This is a genomic window from Streptomyces sp. NPDC048484, from assembly GCF_040651415.1.
In the GTDB taxonomy this organism is placed as follows: Bacteria; Actinomycetota; Actinomycetes; order Streptomycetales; family Streptomycetaceae; genus Streptomyces.
On the sequence record NZ_JBEZJY010000012.1, the window covers coordinates 147,061 to 165,954 of the forward strand.

The window sequence follows — 18,894 nt, forward strand, 5'->3', positions numbered from 1 at the left end:
GGGCCTGAATTCAGGGATTCAGCCCGACTCGGGCATGCCCCGGTCCCGTGGGTGCCTGCGCAGCAGATACGTGTCCATGATCCAGCCCTTGCGCTCGCGGGCCTGCGCACGGAGCTCGACGATACGGGGGGCCGTCTCCGCCAGGGGACCTGAGGCGAGGATCTCGTCCGGGGTGCCGAGGTAGGCGCCCCAGTAGATGTCGATGTCCTGCCCGGTGTCGGCGTACCGCTGGAACGTCTGGTGGGCGTCCAGCATGACGACCACGTCGTCGACGTCCTCGGGGAAACCTTCGGCGAGCCGGCGGCCCGTGGTGATCTGGACGGGGCGCGCCACGCGGTTCAGGCCGGTGCGATGGCGGGCGACCAGGGACGAGACGCTGCTGATGCCCGGCACGACGTCGTACTCGAACGCCACAGCGTCCCGCTCGCGAATCTCCTCCAGGATGCCCAGCGTGCTGTCGTACAACGAGGGGTCGCCCCAGACGAGGAACGCCCCGCTCTCGTCCTCGCCCAGCTCCTCGGCGATCAGCCGCTCGTAGATCTCGGCGCGGGCACTGCGCCAGTCCCCGACGGCGGGGGAGTAGCCCGAGCCTCCGGCGGCACGGTCGCGCTCCGGATCGCGCGCCTGCACTGTCCGGTACGACCCCTCCGGCAGATGTGCGCCGAGAATGTCACGGCGCAGCTGGACGAGGTCCGACTTCGCCTCGCCCTTGTCCAGGATGAAGAACACGTCCGTGCTCCTCATCGCCTTGACCGCCTGCAGGGTCAGTTGGTCGGGATCGCCCGCACCGATGCCGATGACATGAATCTTTCGCACACCCCGAGTCTGCCGCACGGCACCACGGCCGCAGTCACCGCACCTGGCCCCAAGGCGGCTGAGGCACGCTCTAGGAGCCGCCCCCACGCAACCGCGGCGCCCGATCCCGCGCGTCCACGGCTGCCTCGTCCCGTTCCACGCTGTCCGCCAACTCGTGTGCCCAGGTGGCGAGTTCGGTCAGCGTCAGCCCGTACGGACGTGCCGCCCCGGAACCCGCTCCCCACTCCTCGACCGCGCCGGCCCCCCGCCGCAGCAACCGCGCGCCGCCCGTCACGTTCCCCCGGGCCGCGTGCGTGAGCCCCACCGCGAGCTGGGCGAGCCCCCGCCACAGCGCCCGCTCCTCGGCGGGGCCCGACTTCCAGGCGTCCTCGAAGACCTCGTGCGCGTGGAACGGCTTCCCCGCCTCCAGCAGCGCCTGCGCCTCGGTGACCGTGTCCTCGGGGGCGCGCACCACCCCTTCGGGCTGCCGCTCCACGCCGTCCACCCCGTACGGCAGGGGCCGCCCGAGCCCGTCCCGGGGCCGCGCGTTGCGCGCCCGCCCCTCCGTGTCCCGGTCCCGCCTGTCGTCAGAAGTGCTGCTCATGCACCGATTGTCCCCCCTTCCACGCCGTCTGCGAAGCAGCCCCTGGTGTGCGGTAAGGTTTTGCTCGCGCCGATCATGCGGTTCACCGTAGCGAGGCGCATCGGGACGTGGCGCAGCTTGGTAGCGCACTTGACTGGGGGTCAAGGGGTCGCAGGTTCAAATCCTGTCGTCCCGACGGAAACGTCGCAGGTAGGGGTCACCTTCGGGTGGCCCCTGCTTCGTGTTCGGGAGCGTTGTGGGGAGCAGGGACGCGCTGCACCCTCTAGCCCTTCGCGGTCCGCTCGGAGCTGCTCCGGTCCTCCTGGGTGGCGGCCCAGGAGGCGAGAAGGCGTAGGGCGTCGGCGCTGGGGGAGTCGGGGGCGGCCGTGTAGACGAGGAGGGTGAGGGCGGAATCGTAGGCGAGCGTCATGGCCTCGAAGTGCAGTTCCAGAGCGCCGACGGCGGGGTGGCGGAGCCTCTTGACGCCCGCGCGATGGTAACGGACGTTGTGGTCGGCCCACCGCTGGCGGAAGACCTCGCTGCGGGTCGACAACTCCCCGATGAGTTCGGTGAGTTCCTTGTCGTACGGGTTGCGGCCGGCTTCGGCGCGAACCATCGCCGCGATGTCGTCGGCGGCCTTGTCCCAGTCGACGAAAAACTCGTGGGCGGCCGGATCCAGGTAGACGAACCGGGCGCTGTTCGCCGGGCGCCGGGGGTCGGCCAGGATCGGGGCGTACAGGGCGCGGGCCAGCTTGTTGGTGGCCACGAGGTCGTGCCGTTCGTTGCGGATCCAGGCGGGTGCGTCGCCGATCGCGTCGAGGACCTGCTGCAGGGCGGGCCGCAGCGGCTTGGCCGGGCTGCGGCGGCGCGTCGTCACGGCGGGGCCGGTGGTACGGCGTGCGAGGTCGAACAGATGCTCGCGTTCGGCGTCGTCGAGCTGGAGGGCGCGGGCGACACCGTCGAGGACGCCGTCCGAGGCGCCGGAAAGGCGGCCGCGCTCCAGCCGCACGTAGTAGTCGACCGAGACTCCGGCGAGCAGCGCGACCTCCTCGCGGCGTAGCCCCTTGACCCGCCGGTTGCCGCCGTACGCGGGCAATCCGGCCTGATCGGGAGTGATGCGGGCCCTGCGGGTGGCGAGGAACTGCTGGATCTCGGTGCGCTCGTCCATGCCTTTCACGGTAGGCGAGGCCCGGGCAGCCAGGCAGGTACTGCCAGTACCTGTAACGACAGGTCCTGCCGCCGCGGGGGGAATGGATGTTTCCTGAAGGGACCGGGATCGGGATGCCCGGCGCCCGAGGGCGTCAACTCCGCCGGAACGCGTCGGAAAGCCTCGGGTCCCGGGCCCCGGGGCGTCCGTCACCCGGTCGGCCCAGCGGGACGTGGACGTCCCGCGCGGTGCGAGGCACTCGTGCCGCAGGCGCCCCGCGTGTGACGGCCGACCCCTCCGTGGTCCGGACGGCGCCCCGCGTGTGATCGGGCCGCTGGTCGGTGCGGCACGGTCGCGCCGTCTCGCCGAGGGTGGAGAGGGCGCCGCACGCGAACATCCGTCCAGGAGGCCGCGCCTCCGGGACCGGACCCGCACCGTCCCGGCGCGAACGACCGAATACAGCGAGTACGGAGGAACGACTCATGGAAGCGACGCTGAACAACGGCGTGCGGATGCCGGCCCTGGGCTTCGGGGTGTACCAGACACCGCCCGACGCCACGGTCGAGGCCGTCCGGACCGCCCTGGAGACCGGGTACCGCCTGATCGACACCGCAGCCGCGTACGGCAACGAGCGTGAGGTCGGGGAAGGGATCCGCCGCTCGGGCCTCGACCGCGACGAGGTGTTCGTCGAGACCAAGGTGTGGATCAGCGACTACGGCTACGACCAGGCGTTGCACGCCTTCGACAAGAGCGCGGGCAAGCTCGGTGTCGACCGGATCGACCTGCTCATCCTCCACCAGGCGCTGCCCGGCCGCTTCGACCTGACACGGGGCGCCTACCGGGCCCTGGAGACGCTGCTGGCCGACGGACGCGTAGGTGCCATCGGGGTCAGCAACTTCATGCCGGAGCACCTGGACGCGCTGATGGAGCAGGCGGGCGTGGCTCCCGCGGTCAACCAGGTGGAAGTACATCCGTTCTTCGCCCAGCCGTCCGTGCAGGCAGCCGACGCGGCGCTGGGGACCCTCACCCAGGCGTGGTCCCCGATCGGCGGCATCACCAGCTACCGCTCCACCGGCGACGGCACCAGCACTTTCGACGACCCCGGTATCGGCAAGATCGCCGGCGCCCATGGCAAGACCTCCGCGCAGGTCATGCTCCGCTGGCACCTGCAACAGGGCCGCTCGGCCATCCCCAAGTCGGTCCGGGCCGAGCGCATCGCGGAGAACTTCGACGTGTTCGACTTCGACCTCACCGGCGAGGAACTCGCAGCCCTCGACGCCCTCGACACCGGCGTCCGCGGTGGCCCCGATCCTGAGGACATCACCCTCGACAACTTCGGCATGGCCATCCCCGAAGCCTGAGCCGTCGCGCAAGAGGCGCCGCCCGGCTTGAGGGCCCCGCGCGACGAAGAGCGGCAGCACCCGGACGACAAGGACAACGAGGACGAGGACGAGGAGAAGAGCGATGAGGCACATCAAACTGCGTGACCTGGAGGTTTCCCGGATCGGACTGGGTGCCATGGGCATGTCTCACGGCTACAGCGACTCCGGGACCGACGAGGCGGAGTCGATCCGTACCCTGCACCGCGCCCTGGAGCTGGGCGTCACCCTGATCGACACCGCCGAAATATATGGTCCCTACACCAATGAGGAACTCGTCGGCCGCGCGCTCAAGGGCCGTCGCGACCAGGTGGTGCTGGCGACCAAGTTCGGGATGGTCGCCCATTCCGGGGCGGGTCCGTGGAACCTCGACTCCAGCCCGGCGAACATTCGTACCTCCGTCGAAGGCTCCTTGAAGCGGCTGGGCACCGACCGCATCGACTTGTACTACCAGCACCGCGTCGACCCGAACGTTCCGATCGAGGAGACGGCGGGGGCCGTGGGCGAGCTGATCGGTGAGGGGAAGGTCCGTGCGTTCGGTCTCTCGGAGGCCGGACCGGACACGATCCGCCGCGCGCACGCGGTCCACCCGGTCTCCGCCGTCCAGTCGGAGTACTCGCTGTGGACCCGGGGTCTGGAGGAGCGGGTCCTGCCGGTGTTGCGCGAGCTGAACATCGGGCTGGTCCCCTTCTCCCCGCTCGGTCACGGGTTCCTGACCGGCACGGTCCGTTCCACAGCGGACTTCAAGGAGGGGGACTTCCGGCACGGGAACCCGCGCTTCACGGGCGAGAACTTCCAGCGCAACCTGCGGATCGCCGACGAGGTGCAGGCCGTCGCCGAGCAGGCCGGCGCCACCCCGGCACAGGTCGCACTGGCCTGGCTGCTGTCCCAGGGCGACGACATCGCGCCCATCCCCGGCACCAAGCGTGTCCACCGGGTCGAGGAGAACAGCGCCGCCGACGGCATCCAGCTGACCGGCGCGCAGATCGACACGCTCTCCAGCCTGCCCCCGGCCGCCGGGGAGACCCACCCCGAGGGCGCCCGGCAGATGCTCGAACGCTGACACCCGACCAACGCTGACACCCGACCGACGAACACACCGCGCGAAGAGGCTCCCTCATGCGGCCCCTCATGCGGCCCCCTCGTGCGGACCGTCCTCCTACCGCGGTCTCCGCGATCGCCTTCACCTCGTTCGGAAGGAAAGACCATGACGACCTGGAACGGTTCGGACCTGGACAAGATCGGTGCGGCCGAGGAACTGGACCTGCAGTCGGAGCGGGACGACGGCACTCTGCGCGCCCCGGTCACCATGTGGGCGGTCCGCGCCGGTGACCACGTCTACGTCCGCTCGGTCAAAGGCCCCGACGGCCCCTGGTACCGGGGAACGCAGACCACCCACCAGGGGCGCATCGAGGCCGGCGGCGTGCGGCAGGACGTGACCTTCCGCGAGGCGGACTCCGCCGAGCACGCCGCCGTGGACGCCGCCTACCGGGAGAAGTACGGCCACTACACGAGCATCGTCGAGCACGTTCTGACCGAGCGGGCCCGCACCTCCACCCTCCGTCTGGAGCCACGCTGACGCCCGCCACACCGCAATCCTTCCTTCTCCACGTGTCATAGGAGCCCCGCCCATGCGAGCCACCCCCCGTCACACGGGACACGAGTTCGGCCTGGCGGACATCGCCGACGGCTGCCGGGCGATGAACGACCGCGAAGCCCTCAAGGCGCTGGTGCGGCCGTGACCCCCCGCAAGCCCTGCGAAGCCGCCGCCGCGGCACACGAGCGTCTGTTTCCCGGCCACGTCTCCACCCTCGCGGTCACCGATCCGGAGCTGATCGAGTACTTCGACAACTTCGCCTTCGACGAGGTCCTGCGCCACACCGCGGACCTGCCCGAGCGCACCCGGCTGATGACACAGCTCGCCGCGATGATCGCTGTCGGCGCGCTGTCCGAGTACCGGGTGATGCTGGGCGCCGCCCTCACCGTCGGGGTGACCCCGGCGGAGGCCAAGGAGATCGTCTACCAGGCGGTGCCGTATGCCGGCATGGCCCGCGTCTTCGACTTCCTGCACGCCACCAACGACACCCTCACCGAGCGCGGTGTCGAGCTGCCCCTGCCCGGCCGGTCCACCACGACGCCGGACACACGCCGAGCGGACGGACTCGCGGTGCAGAAACGCATCGTGGGCGACACCGCCGTGGACACCATGTACGCGAACGCGCCCGCCGACGAGCAGCACCTCCAGGAACTGCTGAGCGCCAACTGTTTCGGCGACCACTACACGCGGACCGGCCTCGACGTGCCCGCCCGCGAGCTGCTCACCTTCGCCATGCTGGCCGCGCTCGGCGGCGCGGACGCACAGGTCCGTGGGCACGTGGCGGCCAACCTGAACGTCGGCAACACCCGCTCCGACCTGATCGCCGTCCTGACCGGACTGCTGCCGTTCATCGGCTACCCCCGCACCCTGAACGCCCTGGGAGCCCTCGACGCCGTCGCCCCGGCCTCGGACGCCCCGTCCCCGAAGGAAGCATCATGACCGCACGCACCTGGCTCATCACCGGCGTCAGCAGCGGCTTCGGCCACGCATTGGCCACACAGCTGCTGGAGCGCGGAGAGCGTGTCATCGGCACCGTCCGTTCCACCGACAAGGTGGCCGACCTGCTCAAGCGGTACCCCGACACGTTCAACGCGCCCGTCCTGGACGTCACCGACACCACAGCTGTCCGCAACGTGGTGGACGAGGCGTTCGCTGCCGGCCGCGTCGACGTGACCGTCTCCAACGCCGGATACGGCCTGTTCGGTGCGGCCGAGGAACTCACCGACGCTCAGGTGGACCACATCATCGCCACCAACCTCACCGGCTCCATCACTCTGATCCGCGCCGCACTGCCGCACCTTCGCGCCCAGGGCGGCGGACGCGTCATCCAGGTCTCCTCCTACGGCGGCCAGGTCGCCTTCGCCGGGAACTCCCTGTACCACGCCACCAAGTGGGGCATCGAAGGGTTCGTCGAGGCGGTCGCCCAGGAGGTCGCCGGCTTCGGCATCGGCATGACCATCGTCGAGCCGGGTGGCGCGCGTACCGAGTTCCGCTACGGCAGCGCACGGGTCGCCGACCTTACCGAGGTCTACGACGCCACCCCCGCCCACGCCTTCAAGGCCATGCTCGACCCCGCGAACGGGCAGGCCCCCGGCGACCCGCAGCGTATGGCTGCCCGCATCATCGAATCCGCCGACACCGAGCCGGCCCCGCTGCGCATGGTCCTCGGATCGCAAGCCCTGGACACCACCGTCGACGTGCTGCGCAAGAGGATCGACGACTTCGAGTCGCAGCGTGAACCGGCTTCTTCCACGGACTACCCCGCCGGGGAATGACCGGGCGACGGGACAGCCACCGGGCAGGTGCGTGACCGGTTCCGCCCGACAGCGGCCGACCCTCAGGAACGCGCCCCTCGAGATGCTCGACTTCTGCGCCGAGCACCGCATCGGTTCCGAGATCGAGGTCATCCCGGCCGAGAAGATCAACGAGGCGTACGAGCGCGTCCTTGCCTCCGACGTGCGCTACCGCTTCGTCATCGACATCGCCTCTCTCGGCTGAACGTCGGCGCGCGACGAACGGGGACGGGCGCGGGCGAGCAGGGACGAGCGGTGCCACGGCATGAAGGCTGGGCGGGGTTGCCTACCGCGGTGCGAGTGCGGCGAAGGCCTCGTCGAGCAGGTCGTCGAGGCCGAGGCGGCCGTCGGTCGCGGTCCAGTGGTCGACGGCGACGTTCAGGCAGTTCACCGCGGCGGCGGCGCGTACCAGCGGGCGACACCGCCGGCCGGCGCTCCGCGGGCGACGCCCGCGCGACCCTCAGCCGGGACTGAGACAGGCCGCGCGGACCAGACTTCCGCGCCGAGTACGGCATCGGCTCCAGCTCCGGCTCCGAGGTCATCTCCGCCGAGAAGATCAACGAGGCGCTACTGGACGAGCTCCCAGTCCTGCGAGCCGTCCGTGGCCGCGTTCTGCAAGGTCAGCGGTGCTCCGTCGGATGCGCCGGTCACGTACAGGTTCGTGTTCTCGACCGACTGCAGCTTGTAGAACCCGTCGCTGGTCCTGACCAGGTTCCAGCTGCCGGTGCCGCTGTTGTCGACCCACTGCCCGATCCGCCGGCCGGCCGTCGCGCTCCCCGTCCAGATGGCCGCCGCGCGGCCGCCCGACTTGTTCAGCAGGGTCGTGCCGCCCTTCGGCCCGGTCACCACGTGCCAGTACTGGGTGTCCGGGTTCGCCGCCGAGCCGGGCTCCTCCGAGCGGACGTCGGGATGATGAAGGCAGATAAATACTGACGAAAAATGCGACTGTTGTTCACCCTCCTCGGGGGACGGCCATGGTGGTGCCGGTAGGGGTCGGTCAGGAGACAGGGGTCAGGAGACAGGGTCAGGAGACGAACACGCGGACGTCCCAGGCGCCGAGGTCCAGCGCCGTGCCCGCGGGAAGGGAAACGCCGGTCAGGGCGTCGGAGAGGTCCACCGGGGCGGGGACGGTCGTCGGCTCCCAGTTCCAGTTGTGGACGATGTGGACGCGGCGTCCGTCGGGGGATGTGCCGGTCGTGGCGGTGACGGATGCCGGGAGGTCCCCCCACGCGTGGCCGGAGGCCGGTGCCATCCAGGCGGCCAGCGCCTGGGCGAGGTCGCGGCCGGGGACGGTGCCGACGGTGGTGACACGGCCGGCGCCGTGGCGGCGGGTGGTGACCGCGGGCCAACGGCCGAAGTGGGGGTGGTCGTAGGTGACGAGTACGTCGGCGTCGGTGACGGTCAGGCCGTCCGCCCAGTGAGTCGCCGTCGCGCTCTCGGGCAGGTCGAGCGGCCCCCCGGACGAGGACCGTACGGGGACCTCCTGTACGAGGTTGCTGAACTCGTCGTACTGGACGCCCGCGGCCTCGACGAGCCGCCCGGGAGCCGGCTCGTGCCGGGCCCGCGCCTCGTGGTCGGCGTAGCCGGTGCGCGGGCCGAGGACCAGGTGGCCGCCGGCGCGGGCGTAGGCCGCGAACCAGTCGAGCGTCGAGTCGGCAGCGATGTACAGCGCCGGGACGACGAGGACGGGGTGGCGCTGGACGGCTTCCTCCGGCGTGATGCCCTCCCGGTCACCGCGCGGGTCGTGCAGTTGGCGGGCGTGGACGATGCGGACCTGACGGCCGGCGTCGAAAGCACCCCGGTAGAAGGGGTCGAAGATGCGGTGGTAGGCGGTCGGGTCGGGTTCACCGTCCGGCTTGGCCAGTGGCGGGTACTTCTGCATGAGCCACTTGCTGGGCGTCGAGTAGACCATCGTGATGTCGGCATCCGGTTCGAGTCCGGCGACGAGCGGTCCGGCCGTGTCGAACTCGGCGCCCAGCCGGGCGAGTTCGGCGTAGGTGCGGCCGGGCTGTCCGGTGTGGGGCAGGATGCCGCCCCAGTAGGTCTCCGCGCCGAAGTGCAACGTGTGCCAGTGCCAGTACTCGATCATGCGGGCTCCGCGGCCGACCAGCGCCCAGGCGGCCTGGCGCCACTGACCGTCGTAGGCGGGGCGGTTGTCCCACGGCATGCCGATGGAGCCGGCGTTGGTCTCGGTGACCAGGAACGGCTCCTGGCGGGAGGAGAACATCCAGTCGGCGGTCTGGTACAGCGCCCACACGCCGGTGGTCTGCCAGCTCTGCTGGTGGTCGTCCGGTGTGGGGTCGGGCAGCAGCAGATCGTCCTGCATGCCGTAGTACGCGTTGCCCGTGGCGATGTCGAGGTGGTCGGTCAGCTCGTCGTCCTCCACCGCGGGGCGCTTGTAGGAGATGCAGGTGGTGACGAACTGCCCGGGGCGGGCGTACTCGCGGACGATGTCGGCCTGCCAGCCGATGAACTCGGTGCACTGGGCGGCCTGGAACGCGCGCCAGGCGACGTCGTACTGAGGCTGTGCGTTGCCGTCCGGAGTCCACAGATCTGCCCAGGTGGACAGGCGATGGGACCAGTACACCAGGCCCCATTCGCGGTTGAGCGTCTCGACGTCGCCGTACTGCTCGCGCAGGTGATCGGTGAAGCGCTGGAAGACGCCGTGGTTGTGGAAGAGTTCCAGGCCGGGTTCGTTGTCGACCTGGAAGCCGATGACTGCCGGGTGGCCGGCGTACCGGGCGATGATCTTGCGGATGATCCGCTCGGCGTGGAAGCGGAAGGCGGGGTGGGTGAAGTCCACTTCCTGGCGGGCCCCCCAGCCGATCCGCTCGCCGGTGCGCCGCTCGCCCGTGACCTCCGGGTACTGGCGGGACAGCCACGGCGGCACCGCGTAGGTCGGGGTGCCGAGGACGACGCAGATGCCGCGCTCATGGGCGCCGTCGAGGACGGGCTGAAGCCAGTCGAGATCGAAGCGCCCGTTCTCAGGCTCCCAAGTGGACCAGACGGACTCACCGACCCTGATGACGGTGACATGCGCGTCGGCCATGAGATCGAGGTCGGTCTTGAGGCGTTCGTCGGGGCGTTCGGCGCTGTAGCGGGGTTGGTACTCGTGGTAGTACGCGGCGCCGAAGAGGACGCGGGCGGGCAGGTCCGCCATGGACAAACCTCCGGAGAGCAGGGGGTGTTGGGGGGCGTTGGGGTGTTACTGCTTGACGCCGCCGGTGGCCAGGCCGCTCTGCCAGTACCGCTGGAGCATGAGGAAGGCCAGGACGAGCGGGACGATCGAGATCAGGGAGCCGGTCACGACGAGGGCGAGCATGTCGCTGCTGGCTCCGGCGCCGCCGTTCTGCGCCTGGTCGGCCCAGCGGGAGAGCCCGACGGTGATGGGATACAGGTTCGGGTCGTTGAGCATGATCAGCGGCAGGAAGTAGTTGTTCCAGGTGGCGACGAGTGTGAAGAGCACGACGGTCACCAGGCCGGGCGCCAGCAGCCGCAGCGCGATCGTGCAGAAGATGCGGAGCTCTCCGGCGCCGTCCATGCGGGCGGCCTCCACGAGACTGTCGGGGACGGCGTCCTCGGCGTAGATCCGCATCAGGTAGAGGCCGAAGGGGCTGATGAGCGAGGGCAGGATGACCGCCCAGGGGGTGTTGACCAGGCCCGCCTCGGCGAAGAGGAGGTAGGTGGGAATCGCGAGCGCGGTCGTCGGGATCATGATGGCGCCGAGTACGAGGTTGAAGGCGGCGCCGTGGCCGCGGAAGCGGTACTTGGCGAACCCGTACCCGGCGGTGGCCGCGAGCAGCGCGGCGCCGAGTGCGCTGACGCCGGCGTACATGACGGTGTTGAGCAGCCAGCGGCCGAACACTCCGTCGTCCTGGGTGAAGGTGGCCTTGATGTTCGACAGCAGCTGCGGGGCGTCGGAGAACCACAGGCCGAAGCTGTTGAACAGGTCCTGGGTGCTCTTGGTCGAGGCGACGAGCAGCCAGAACAGCGGCAGGAGGAAGTACGCCAGGACGGCCAGCATGGCGATGGTGAGCGGGGTGCTGCGGCGGTGGACCGACGACCGGCGCCGGGTCCCGGCCTCGGCGGGAAGCCGCTTCGTCTTCGAGGTGGTGGCGGCTGCGGGGGTCACGGTGGTCATGAGCTCCTCCTGCGGTTCGCGACGAGCAGGAAGGCGTACGACACGATCACGATGACAAGACCGAGGATGAAGGACACCGTGGCCGCGTAGTTGGTCTGCTGACTGATGAAGGCGACGGAGTAGGCGTAGAGGTTGGCGGTGTAGGAGCTGTCGATGACGGAGGGGGCGACCTTCATCAGCAGGTTCGGTTCGTTGAACAGCTGGAAGCTGCCGATCACCGAGAACAGCAGGGTGAGGGTCAACGCCGGGCGCAGCGCGGGGAGTTTGACGGACCAGGCGATGCGCCAGGAGCCGGCGCCGTCCATGGCGGCCGCCTCGTAGAGCTCGGCGGGGATGGTGCGCAGGGCGGCGTACAGGATGATCATGTTGTAGCCGACGAACTCCCAGGTCACGATGTTCGCGAGGCTGCCGAGCATCCAGCTGTCGCTGAGGAAGTGCGGGGCAGGCAGGCTGAGATCGCGGCTGATCTGGGCGAAGGGGCCGAAGTCGGGGCCGTAGAGGTAGCCCCACATGAGGGTGGCGATCACGCTCGGGACGGCGTACGGGACGAAGATGCCGAGCCGGATCACCCGGGACAGCCGCAGCAGGCCGCTGTCCAGCGCGAGCGCGAAGGCCAGGGCCAGCAGCAGCATCACGGGCACCTGGATCAGGAAGAACAGCGCGACGCGGCCGATGCCCTTGAGGAGAAGCGGGTCCTTGAGGGCCGTCACGTAGTTGTCCAGGCCGACGAACGTCGAGCCGCCGATGAGCTTTTCCTGGAAGAGGCTGAGGTAGGCGGCGTAACCGAGCGGGGCGAGGAAGAGCAGCAGGAACAGCACCATGAAGGGGGCGATGAACAGTGCCCCTGCCGTGCCGTGGCGCCGACGGGGTGGGGGCTTGCCGCGGGCGGATGCTGCGGATGCTGTGGTGGTGGCCATCGTCAGCCTCCCTTGACCGTGAAGCCCTGGCCCTTGGCGAAGGTCGTGATGCGCGACTGCCATGTACCGAGTGCGCGGACGGTGTCGGTCTTGTCGGCGAGGGACTTGCCGACCGTCTCGGTCCAGTCGGTGGCCACCCGGTCGAGGAACGGCGGCCACTGGAACGAGGGGTCGACCTTGGTGCCGATGTCCGCGAAGACCTCGTTGACCTTCTGGCCGCCGTAGAACTCGGGCGTGTCCCCGAGGAAGGCGGTGTCGGCGAGCAGCGCCTTGGTCGCCGGGAAGAAGAACTGCTCGGTGGCGAACATCCTGGCGCTGGCGGGGTCGCTGTTGAGGAACTGCGCGAACACCGCGGCCTGGATCGGGTTCTTGGTGGAGCGGATGACCGCGGTGGTCGAGCCGCCCCAGTTGCCCGCGCCGGGTTCGGCGGCGTCCCACTGCGGCATCGGAGCCGCCCGCCACTTGCCCGCGGTGGCCTTGGCGGAGCCGGAGAGGAAGGCAGGGCCCCAGGCCCCGGTGAGCCAGGTGGCGTACTTGCCCTTGTTGAGGGCGGCGTACCAGCCGTCGGTGAAGTCCGGCTCGACGCCGATCACGTCCTCCTTGGCGAGCGTGCCCCAGTACGCCCCGAGCTTGCGCGAGACGGCGTCGTCGACGCTGACGGTGATGTCGCTCTTGCCGGCGGTCACGTAGGGCTTGCCGCCCGCCTGCCAGAGCAGGCCGTGCCACGCGGCGGGCTGGTTCTGCGCGAGGTTGGTGAGGTACACGCCCGGGTCGGCCTTGTGCAGCTTGCGGGCCGCCGCGGCGAACTCGTCCCAGGTCGCGGGGACGTCGATGCCGTGCTCGTCGAAGATGTCCTTGCGGTACAGCATGCCCATCGGGCCGGTGTCCTGGGGGATCGCCCAGATCTCGCCGTTGCTGCCGCTGACCTGTCCCCAGGTCCAGTCCACGAACTGGGACTTGAGCGCGGAGGCACCGAACGGGCGCAGGTCCAGCAGGCTGTCGGTGACGGTGAACGTCGGGATGGCCTGGAACTCCATCTGCACCATGTCCGGGGCACCGTTGTCGGCCTTGAGCGCGGTGCGCAGCTTCGTGTACTGAGGCGTGCCCTGACCGGCGTTGACGACCTTGACCTTGACGGCCGGGTACTTCTTCTCGAAGAGCGCGATCTCCTTGCCGATGTTCGGCACCCACGTCCAGAACGTCAGCTCGGTCGGGGTCGTCATGGCCTTGTCGATATCGGCCTGGCTGACTGGCTCGGTGGAGGCGGAGCCGCCCCCGGAGTCACCGCCGCCGCAGGCCGTGAGGGCGGCGCCGAGCGACAGCGCGCCCGTCGCGGTGAGGAACAGGCGACGGTTCATGGAGGAGGAGCCGGCGATGGATTCGAATGTGGGCATGGTGAACTCCCGCCGATGGCGAAGGGGACCGCACGCCGAGATGAGGGTGTGCGGAAAGGAATGACGAAGGAGGAAGCAGGCGTAGGCATCACGATCTGGATGTCGATCTGGATGTCGATGCCGACGTGCTCGGGAAGCGCGACTGCGCGGGCTGCGACCGGTGTACGGCACGCAGGTGTCTGCGGGGCGGGCCGCAGAGAGCTACGGCCATGCGGCTCAAGAGTCACTGGATGGTCAAGAGCCACTGGGTGAAGGGGGCGCGCGTCGTCCGTGTGGCGGGGTCGTCCGCGGCGGGGACGTGGTCGGGATGGACAGGGCTGGACCACGGCAGGTACGGCGGCCAGCCCCTGGGACCTGGATCACACGCCGAGGCGGGGCTCCGTGGCCCGGACCGGTCGGCGCTGTTCAGTGGTGGGTGGACGAACCCCCCTTCGGGAGCGGGGGACCGGACGCCGCTCCACGGGTCCGGGAGGCGCTGTGTCGTCGCCGTCCCGGGGTTGTCCGGGGCGGCGGGGGCTGGGTCGAGGCACGGACGACGAGGTCGACCGGTGGGGCGCTCGCGGGCAGAGCCTCTGCCTGCGGGTTCTCGATGGCGTGCACGAGTCGCTTGAGCCCCTCCTGTGCCACGGTGTTGAACGGCTGGCGCACCGTGGTCAGCGGAGGAGCCACATGGGCGGCGACCGGGATGTCGTCGAAGCCGACGACGCTGACGTCCTCCGGCACACGCCGGCCGGCTTCCGTCAGGGCATGGATCAGGCCGATGGCCATGTCGTCGTTCGCGGCGAACACCGCCGTCACGTCAGGGTCGGCGGCCAGCTCCTGGCCCGCCGAGTAGCCGGAGGCGGCCGACCAGTCGCCCTCGAAGACCGGCGGTTCGTCCCTGCCGTGCGCGGCCAGGGCCCCCCGCCATCCCGCAAGACGGTCCTTGGCGGCGTACCACCGTTGAGGACCCGCGAGGTGATGGACCGTCCGGTGCCCCAGCTCCAGCAGATGCTCGACGACCGCCTGCGCCATCAGGTCGGCGCCGCCTCCGCCGGCCAGCACCGCGGAGGCGGTGAAGGGCGGGGGCGAGCCAAGAACCAGGATCGGCACACTGAGGCGGACGGAGAGGTCTCCTCCAGCCTCTTCCTCCTCGATCGGCTCGGAGATGACGATCCCGTCCACGCCCTGATCGAGGAGCGAGTCGACGGCTCCGGCGAGCCCCGCGGGGTCGCCTTCCATCGTGTTGACCACGCGGAGCGCGTAGCCCATGTCCCGGACGGCCCGCTCCACACCCATGAGCAGTGAGGCGGGACCGTACAGGGCGGTGCCCAGCGTCACCACGCCGATCGAGCGGGTCCGCCCGGAGGCCAGCGACCGGGCGGCGTTGTTGCGGCGATAGCCGAGTTGCCCGGCGGCTTCGAGTACGCGTCGGCGCACGTCGGCGGAGACATACGGCTCGTCGTTGAAGACCCTCGACACCGTCTTCTGCGAGACCCCGGCCAGCCGGGCCACGTCCACGCTGCGTGGTACCCCGGGACTTCCGTCCCGTTCTGTCTCTCGCGTCATGACGTCTCCCGGTGACCACACGATCGAGCCCGATACCGTCAGACGCCGACGTCTGACTGCGCGGTCATGTCTACGCAGTCATACGACGCGCCGTCAAGAGTTCGGCACGTATCCGCTGCGAGGGCGCCCTCGATCCGGGCGGGGAAGCGAGTTGGCCGAAGGCGGTATCCGGACCCAAGCCGTCGAGGTCCGCCACGATCGGTCGCCGCTCTGTCACCAAGCCGCTGACTCGGCTCCACGGGAGGCGTTGTGAAGAGCGTGTGGTGACCCCGAGGAGAGGCCGCGGCTTCGCTCGGCCAGGGGTGAACAACAAGTGACGGACCGGTCGCAGTGAGGTGGTCAAGTCGGGAAGATCTCCTTCGGGTACGACGAAGGTCACAATTACATATCGGACACTTCGTACTTCAATCTTCACGCGAGGCACACACGTTGGCTAAGTTGACCGGCAGGCCGTACGACTCCCTCCGGTGAACCTCGCCGGGTCGCGCGGCCTCCGCCGAATCCGGCAGGCCCTCGCGGCAGTCGGAGCCGGAGGTCCAGTCGACTTCTTGGGTGTATCGGCTCAACTGCCCGATGGGCAGCGGCCGTAGGGCATGCCTTCCGGAACCAGTCCGCCCGGACCCGACAGCCGGCCCGGCAGGCGGTGCACGGAAGGAGTCGTCTCCCATCGCGCCGGAACGAACGCCGCTCACCGGAGGCACCAGCCTCTCCGGCATGTCCCGCTCCGCCGTCGTGAAGGCGGCTCCCACATCTGTGGACGGGTTCTCCCAGGCCGGCGCCTCCGGCACGAAAGGCGACGAGCCGAGCCGCGCGGAGGTCCAGCAGCGGATCACCAACCTCTACGACCGGGTCGAGAATGCCACCGGGAACTTCAACGCGACCCGGGCGATGAGCAGGACGCCGCGTGACTCTTCCAGGGCGACACGCGACTCTTCCGGGCCGGCGTCCGGGGGCAGGCCCGGCCGCGGCGGCGCCACCGACGCGCCCGCCGCCCCGCTGTCGGACGTCGCGAAGCAGTGGTTCGACGTGGGGCGCGCGCAGTTGGGTCCCGCCTTCCCGGCGGTGCTGCCGCCCGACAGGATGCCGGACCGTGGCTCGGCCGGCTCCCGGCCCGCCGACTCAGGTGGCCGCTCGGGCGGCCGGGGTCGGGAAACGGCGGACAAGCCCGTCCTGGAGCTGACCGCCGGCCCGTCCGCCGGAGGTTCCGGCGGGCCTGTGGCGGAGTTGACCGCGAGGCCTGTCGCCGAATTGACCGCAGGGCCTGTCGCCGAATTGACGGCGGGGCCCGTCGCCGCGTTGCCGGCCGTGCCGGCGCAGCGGCAGGCGGCCGACAGAGCCTTGCCAGGACAGGCCACCGAGCCGTCGCAGGCCTCGTTGAAGTCCCGGAAGCAGCGGAACCAGCGCAAGCTCGGACAGGCCCGTGAGCTGCTGGCCGGGCATATCGCCCGGCGAAGCGCACCCGTCGCGGAGCTGGAGTCCCGCCCGGCCGAGGCCGCCTGGCGTCCCGCCGCCGAGCAGACCTACCCCCGGACCGGGATGGACTCGTGGCAGCAGCCGGCCATCGGCCGCGGAACCGAGCCGTACACCGGGGGCGCGCCGTACGTCGCGACCGCGCCGTACGACGAGCTCCCGACGTACGCCGCCGTGGACATGCGCGCGGGTACGGACATGCGGGCAGGCGCGGACATGTACCCCGGTTCGGGTACCTATCCCGGCCCGGACGCTCGTGTCACCGCCGCCCCGAACCCCGGCAGCGGCATGTACGTCGGCACGGACCAGTACGCCGGTACGGGGTTCTACGGCGACGCGAGCACGCCCATCGCCGCGGGAGTCGCCGCCGACATGCAGGCGATGTCCAACCCCGGCTACGTCAGCGCTGGTTACACCGGCCCCGGGTATGCCAACCCTGGCTACACCGACCCCGGGTACGTCAACCCCGACCCCGGCTACGGCGGGAAGGGCGCCAGGGCGGTCGACTTCGCGCGGGCGCAGATCGGCAAGCCCTGCGTCTGGGGCGCGATGGGGCCGGGCTCGTACGACTGCTCCAGTCTCATCCAGGCCGCATGGAAGGTCGCCGGGGTCGCGCTCCCGCGTTCCGTCCAGGAGCAGGCGACCGCCGGCACGATGGTCTCCGTCTCCGACATCCGGCCCGGCGACCTGGTGCTCTTCAGCGGGCCCGTCGGACACGTCGGTGTCTACACCGCCAACGGCATGATGATCCACGCGCCGAGCCCGGGGGCGGCCATACGCGAGGAGTCGATCTACTGGGCCGGGGAGCCGGCGATCCACAGCGTGATACGGCCCGCCTGAGCCGACGCGGCCGGGGACGGAGGGCGAGCGGTCGGCCGACTGCCTCGGGCGCGCTCTGTCGTTCCTGACCCGTATCCCACGCGACGCAGCCCCCGCCCTCCTCCCGTGAGGCCGGCTTCCTCCTACGGTCGATCAGGAAGGCACCTCTCCCTGGTCGTCAGCACCCTCTGCCCAGCCGTACGACCCGTACGAGCTGCTGGCGGCGGAGTAGCGACGTAGGTGAGCCGGCGCCGGACCGCCCGGCACCGGTTGCGAACGTGGGCTCCGGCTCAGCCGAAGCCCACGTAATCCTGCAGTGCCTGCGAGCGGGAGGGGTGGCGCAGCTTCGACATCGTCTTCGACTCGATCTGACGGATGCGCTCACGGGTGACCCCGTAGACCTGGCCGATCTCCTCCAGAGTCTTGGCCTGACCGTCCAAGAGGCCGTAACGCAGGGTGATTATGCCCGCCTCGCGCGGGGTCATATGGGCGAGAACGGCCTGAATGGTGTCTCTGAGGAGACGGAACGTCACCGCGTCGAAGGGGGAGACGCTTTCGCTGTCCTCGATCACATCACCGAGTTCGGTGCCGCCGTCTTCGCCCAGCGGCATGTGCAGCGAAACGGGTTCCTTGATGTATCCGTCGAGTTCCACGATCTTCGAGACAGGTAGATCCAACTTTTCCGCGATCTGCTCCAGCGTGGGCTCGACTCCCAGTTCCTGGAGCAATTCCCGGCGCAGCCTGGCCACTTTGTTGATCGCTTCCACTGCGTGGACCGGAATGCGGATGGTGCGACTCTGGTCGGCCAGGGCCCGGGATATCGCCTGCCGGATCCACCAGGTGGCATAGGTCGAGAACTTGAATCCCTTGACGTAGTCGAACTTCTCGACCGCCCGGATCAGGCCCGTGTTGCCCTCCTGGATCAGGTCCAGGAAGTTGAGCCCGCGTCGCGTGTAGCGCTTGGCTATGGACACGACCAGACGCAGGTTCGCCTCGGTGAGGTGCGACTTCGCCCGGTGGCCGTCCTGGGCGAGCATGGCCAGCTCCTGCCGGAACAGCGGGTCCAGGCCGGGTTCCTCGTCGAGCTTCCGCTGGGCGAACAGGCCGGCCTCGATCCGTCTGGCGAGGTCGACCTCCTGTTCGGCGGTGAGCAGGCGGACCCGGCTGATCACCTTCAGGTAGTCCCGTACCTGGTCGACCGTGGCGCCGTCGGAAGCGAGCACGGGTTCCGGGCCGTCGGACTCGTCGTCCGCAGGGCGTGGAAGCCCCTGCTGGTCCTGTGGATCTGTCTCCATCGCGCTCAGCATCTCT

At 70.0% G+C, this 18,894-nt stretch carries 14 protein-coding genes, 1 tRNA gene and 3 pseudogenes; 8 read left to right on the top strand and 10 right to left on the bottom strand.

Annotation, left to right across the window (positions count from 1 at the left end):
* Positions 1-18 precede the first annotated feature (18 nt).
* Together cobF and AB0D14_RS14635 are read right to left on the bottom strand one after the other, a co-directional pair.
* Positions 19-816, bottom strand: a complete 798-nt coding sequence (gene cobF, locus AB0D14_RS14630; RefSeq protein WP_362778454.1) for a precorrin-6A synthase (deacetylating) — start codon at positions 814-816, stop codon at positions 19-21.
* Between the two features lie 70 nt (positions 817-886).
* On the bottom strand, positions 887-1,399 hold the full coding sequence (locus tag AB0D14_RS14635) for a DUF309 domain-containing protein (protein ID WP_362778455.1): 513 nt from the start codon (positions 1,397-1,399) through the stop codon (positions 887-889).
* Positions 1,400-1,500: 101 nt separating this feature from the next.
* Between AB0D14_RS14635 and AB0D14_RS14640 the strand changes: the two genes are divergently transcribed.
* Positions 1,501-1,574, top strand: a tRNA-Pro gene (locus tag AB0D14_RS14640).
* 87 nt (positions 1,575-1,661) lie between these two features.
* On the opposite strand, the gene AB0D14_RS14645 is transcribed toward AB0D14_RS14640, so the two are convergent.
* Positions 1,662-2,546 carry a helix-turn-helix transcriptional regulator gene (locus tag AB0D14_RS14645; RefSeq protein ID WP_362778458.1) on the bottom strand — a complete coding sequence of 295 codons (885 nt, stop codon included), beginning with the start codon at positions 2,544-2,546 and terminating at the stop codon, positions 1,662-1,664.
* Positions 2,547-3,007: 461 nt separating this feature from the next.
* On the opposite strand from AB0D14_RS14645, the gene AB0D14_RS14650 reads away from it, so the two are divergent.
* The 6 genes and pseudogenes from AB0D14_RS14650 to AB0D14_RS14675 all read left to right on the top strand — a co-directional run.
* Positions 3,008-3,886, top strand: coding sequence for an aldo/keto reductase (locus tag AB0D14_RS14650; RefSeq protein ID WP_362778460.1), 879 nt, complete (start codon positions 3,008-3,010; stop codon positions 3,884-3,886).
* 103 nt (positions 3,887-3,989) lie between these two features.
* Positions 3,990-4,967 carry an aldo/keto reductase gene (locus tag AB0D14_RS14655; protein WP_362778462.1) on the top strand — a complete coding sequence of 326 codons (978 nt, stop codon included), beginning with the start codon at positions 3,990-3,992 and terminating at the stop codon, positions 4,965-4,967.
* Positions 4,968-5,111: 144 nt separating this feature from the next.
* On the top strand, positions 5,112-5,483 hold the full coding sequence (locus AB0D14_RS14660) for a DUF2255 family protein (RefSeq protein WP_362778464.1): 372 nt from the start codon (positions 5,112-5,114) through the stop codon (positions 5,481-5,483).
* A gap of 159 nt (positions 5,484-5,642) precedes the next feature.
* Positions 5,643-6,440, top strand: a complete 798-nt coding sequence (locus tag AB0D14_RS14665; RefSeq protein WP_362778466.1) for a carboxymuconolactone decarboxylase family protein — start codon at positions 5,643-5,645, stop codon at positions 6,438-6,440.
* Entirely contained in the window at positions 6,437-7,276 is an 840-nt protein-coding gene (locus AB0D14_RS14670; RefSeq protein ID WP_362778468.1) for an SDR family oxidoreductase, read from the top strand. The genes AB0D14_RS14665 and AB0D14_RS14670 overlap by 4 nt, the downstream gene beginning before the upstream one ends.
* 79 nt (positions 7,277-7,355) lie before the next feature.
* Positions 7,356-7,499, top strand: a pseudogene (locus AB0D14_RS14675) (alcohol dehydrogenase); the annotation flags it as partial.
* A 362-nt stretch (positions 7,500-7,861) separates the two neighbouring features.
* Here the strand turns inward: AB0D14_RS14675 and AB0D14_RS14680 are convergent.
* The 6 genes and pseudogenes from AB0D14_RS14680 to AB0D14_RS14705 all read right to left on the bottom strand — a co-directional run.
* A pseudogene (locus tag AB0D14_RS14680) lies at positions 7,862-8,203 on the bottom strand (RICIN domain-containing protein); the annotation flags it as partial.
* Between the two features lie 115 nt (positions 8,204-8,318).
* The gene (locus AB0D14_RS14685; protein WP_362778470.1) at positions 8,319-10,454 is read right to left on the bottom strand and encodes a beta-galactosidase; all 2,136 of its coding nucleotides are present in this window, start codon (positions 10,452-10,454) and stop codon (positions 8,319-8,321) included.
* Between the two features lie 45 nt (positions 10,455-10,499).
* Positions 10,500-11,435: a carbohydrate ABC transporter permease gene (locus AB0D14_RS14690; protein ID WP_362778473.1), complete on the bottom strand. Its 936-nt coding sequence runs from the start codon at positions 11,433-11,435 to the stop codon at positions 10,500-10,502.
* Positions 11,432-12,352 carry a sugar ABC transporter permease gene (locus AB0D14_RS14695; protein ID WP_362778476.1) on the bottom strand — a complete coding sequence of 307 codons (921 nt, stop codon included), beginning with the start codon at positions 12,350-12,352 and terminating at the stop codon, positions 11,432-11,434. The genes AB0D14_RS14690 and AB0D14_RS14695 overlap by 4 nt, the downstream gene beginning before the upstream one ends.
* A gap of 2 nt (positions 12,353-12,354) precedes the next feature.
* Positions 12,355-13,746: an extracellular solute-binding protein gene (locus AB0D14_RS14700; RefSeq protein WP_362778479.1), complete on the bottom strand. Its 1,392-nt coding sequence runs from the start codon at positions 13,744-13,746 to the stop codon at positions 12,355-12,357.
* Positions 13,747-14,151: 405 nt separating this feature from the next.
* On the bottom strand, positions 14,152-15,294 hold the full coding sequence (locus tag AB0D14_RS14705; RefSeq protein ID WP_362778482.1) for a LacI family DNA-binding transcriptional regulator: 1,143 nt from the start codon (positions 15,292-15,294) through the stop codon (positions 14,152-14,154).
* A 714-nt stretch (positions 15,295-16,008) separates the two neighbouring features.
* Here AB0D14_RS14705 and AB0D14_RS14710 point away from each other — a divergent pair.
* On the top strand, positions 16,009-17,604 hold the full coding sequence (locus AB0D14_RS14710; protein WP_362778485.1) for an NlpC/P60 family protein: 1,596 nt from the start codon (positions 16,009-16,011) through the stop codon (positions 17,602-17,604).
* Between the two features lie 269 nt (positions 17,605-17,873).
* Here the strand turns inward: AB0D14_RS14710 and AB0D14_RS14715 are convergent.
* Positions 17,874-18,833 (bottom strand): annotated as a pseudogene (locus tag AB0D14_RS14715) (RNA polymerase sigma factor); the annotation flags it as partial.
* Positions 18,834-18,894 lie beyond the last annotated feature (61 nt).

Excerpts from the sequence above, each read along its gene's own strand:
- AB0D14_RS14635 (WP_362778455.1), bottom strand. The coding sequence starts at position 1,399 with ATGAGCAGCACTTCTGACGACAGGCGGGACCGGGACACGGAGGGGCGG.
- AB0D14_RS14645 (WP_362778458.1), bottom strand. The coding sequence starts at position 2,546 with ATGGACGAGCGCACCGAGATCCAGCAGTTCCTCGCCACCCGCAGGGCC.
- AB0D14_RS14650 (WP_362778460.1), top strand. The coding sequence starts at position 3,008 with ATGGAAGCGACGCTGAACAACGGCGTGCGGATGCCGGCCCTGGGCTTC.
- AB0D14_RS14655 (WP_362778462.1), top strand. The coding sequence starts at position 3,990 with ATGAGGCACATCAAACTGCGTGACCTGGAGGTTTCCCGGATCGGACTG.
- AB0D14_RS14660 (WP_362778464.1), top strand. The coding sequence starts at position 5,112 with ATGACGACCTGGAACGGTTCGGACCTGGACAAGATCGGTGCGGCCGAG.
- AB0D14_RS14670 (WP_362778468.1), top strand. The coding sequence starts at position 6,437 with ATGACCGCACGCACCTGGCTCATCACCGGCGTCAGCAGCGGCTTCGGC.
- AB0D14_RS14685 (WP_362778470.1), bottom strand. The coding sequence starts at position 10,454 with ATGGCGGACCTGCCCGCCCGCGTCCTCTTCGGCGCCGCGTACTACCAC.
- AB0D14_RS14690 (WP_362778473.1), bottom strand. The coding sequence starts at position 11,435 with ATGACCACCGTGACCCCCGCAGCCGCCACCACCTCGAAGACGAAGCGG.
- AB0D14_RS14695 (WP_362778476.1), bottom strand. The coding sequence starts at position 12,352 with ATGGCCACCACCACAGCATCCGCAGCATCCGCCCGCGGCAAGCCCCCA.
- AB0D14_RS14700 (WP_362778479.1), bottom strand. The coding sequence starts at position 13,746 with ATGCCCACATTCGAATCCATCGCCGGCTCCTCCTCCATGAACCGTCGC.
- AB0D14_RS14705 (WP_362778482.1), bottom strand. The coding sequence starts at position 15,294 with ATGACGCGAGAGACAGAACGGGACGGAAGTCCCGGGGTACCACGCAGC.
- AB0D14_RS14710 (WP_362778485.1), top strand. The coding sequence starts at position 16,009 with ATGTCCCGCTCCGCCGTCGTGAAGGCGGCTCCCACATCTGTGGACGGG.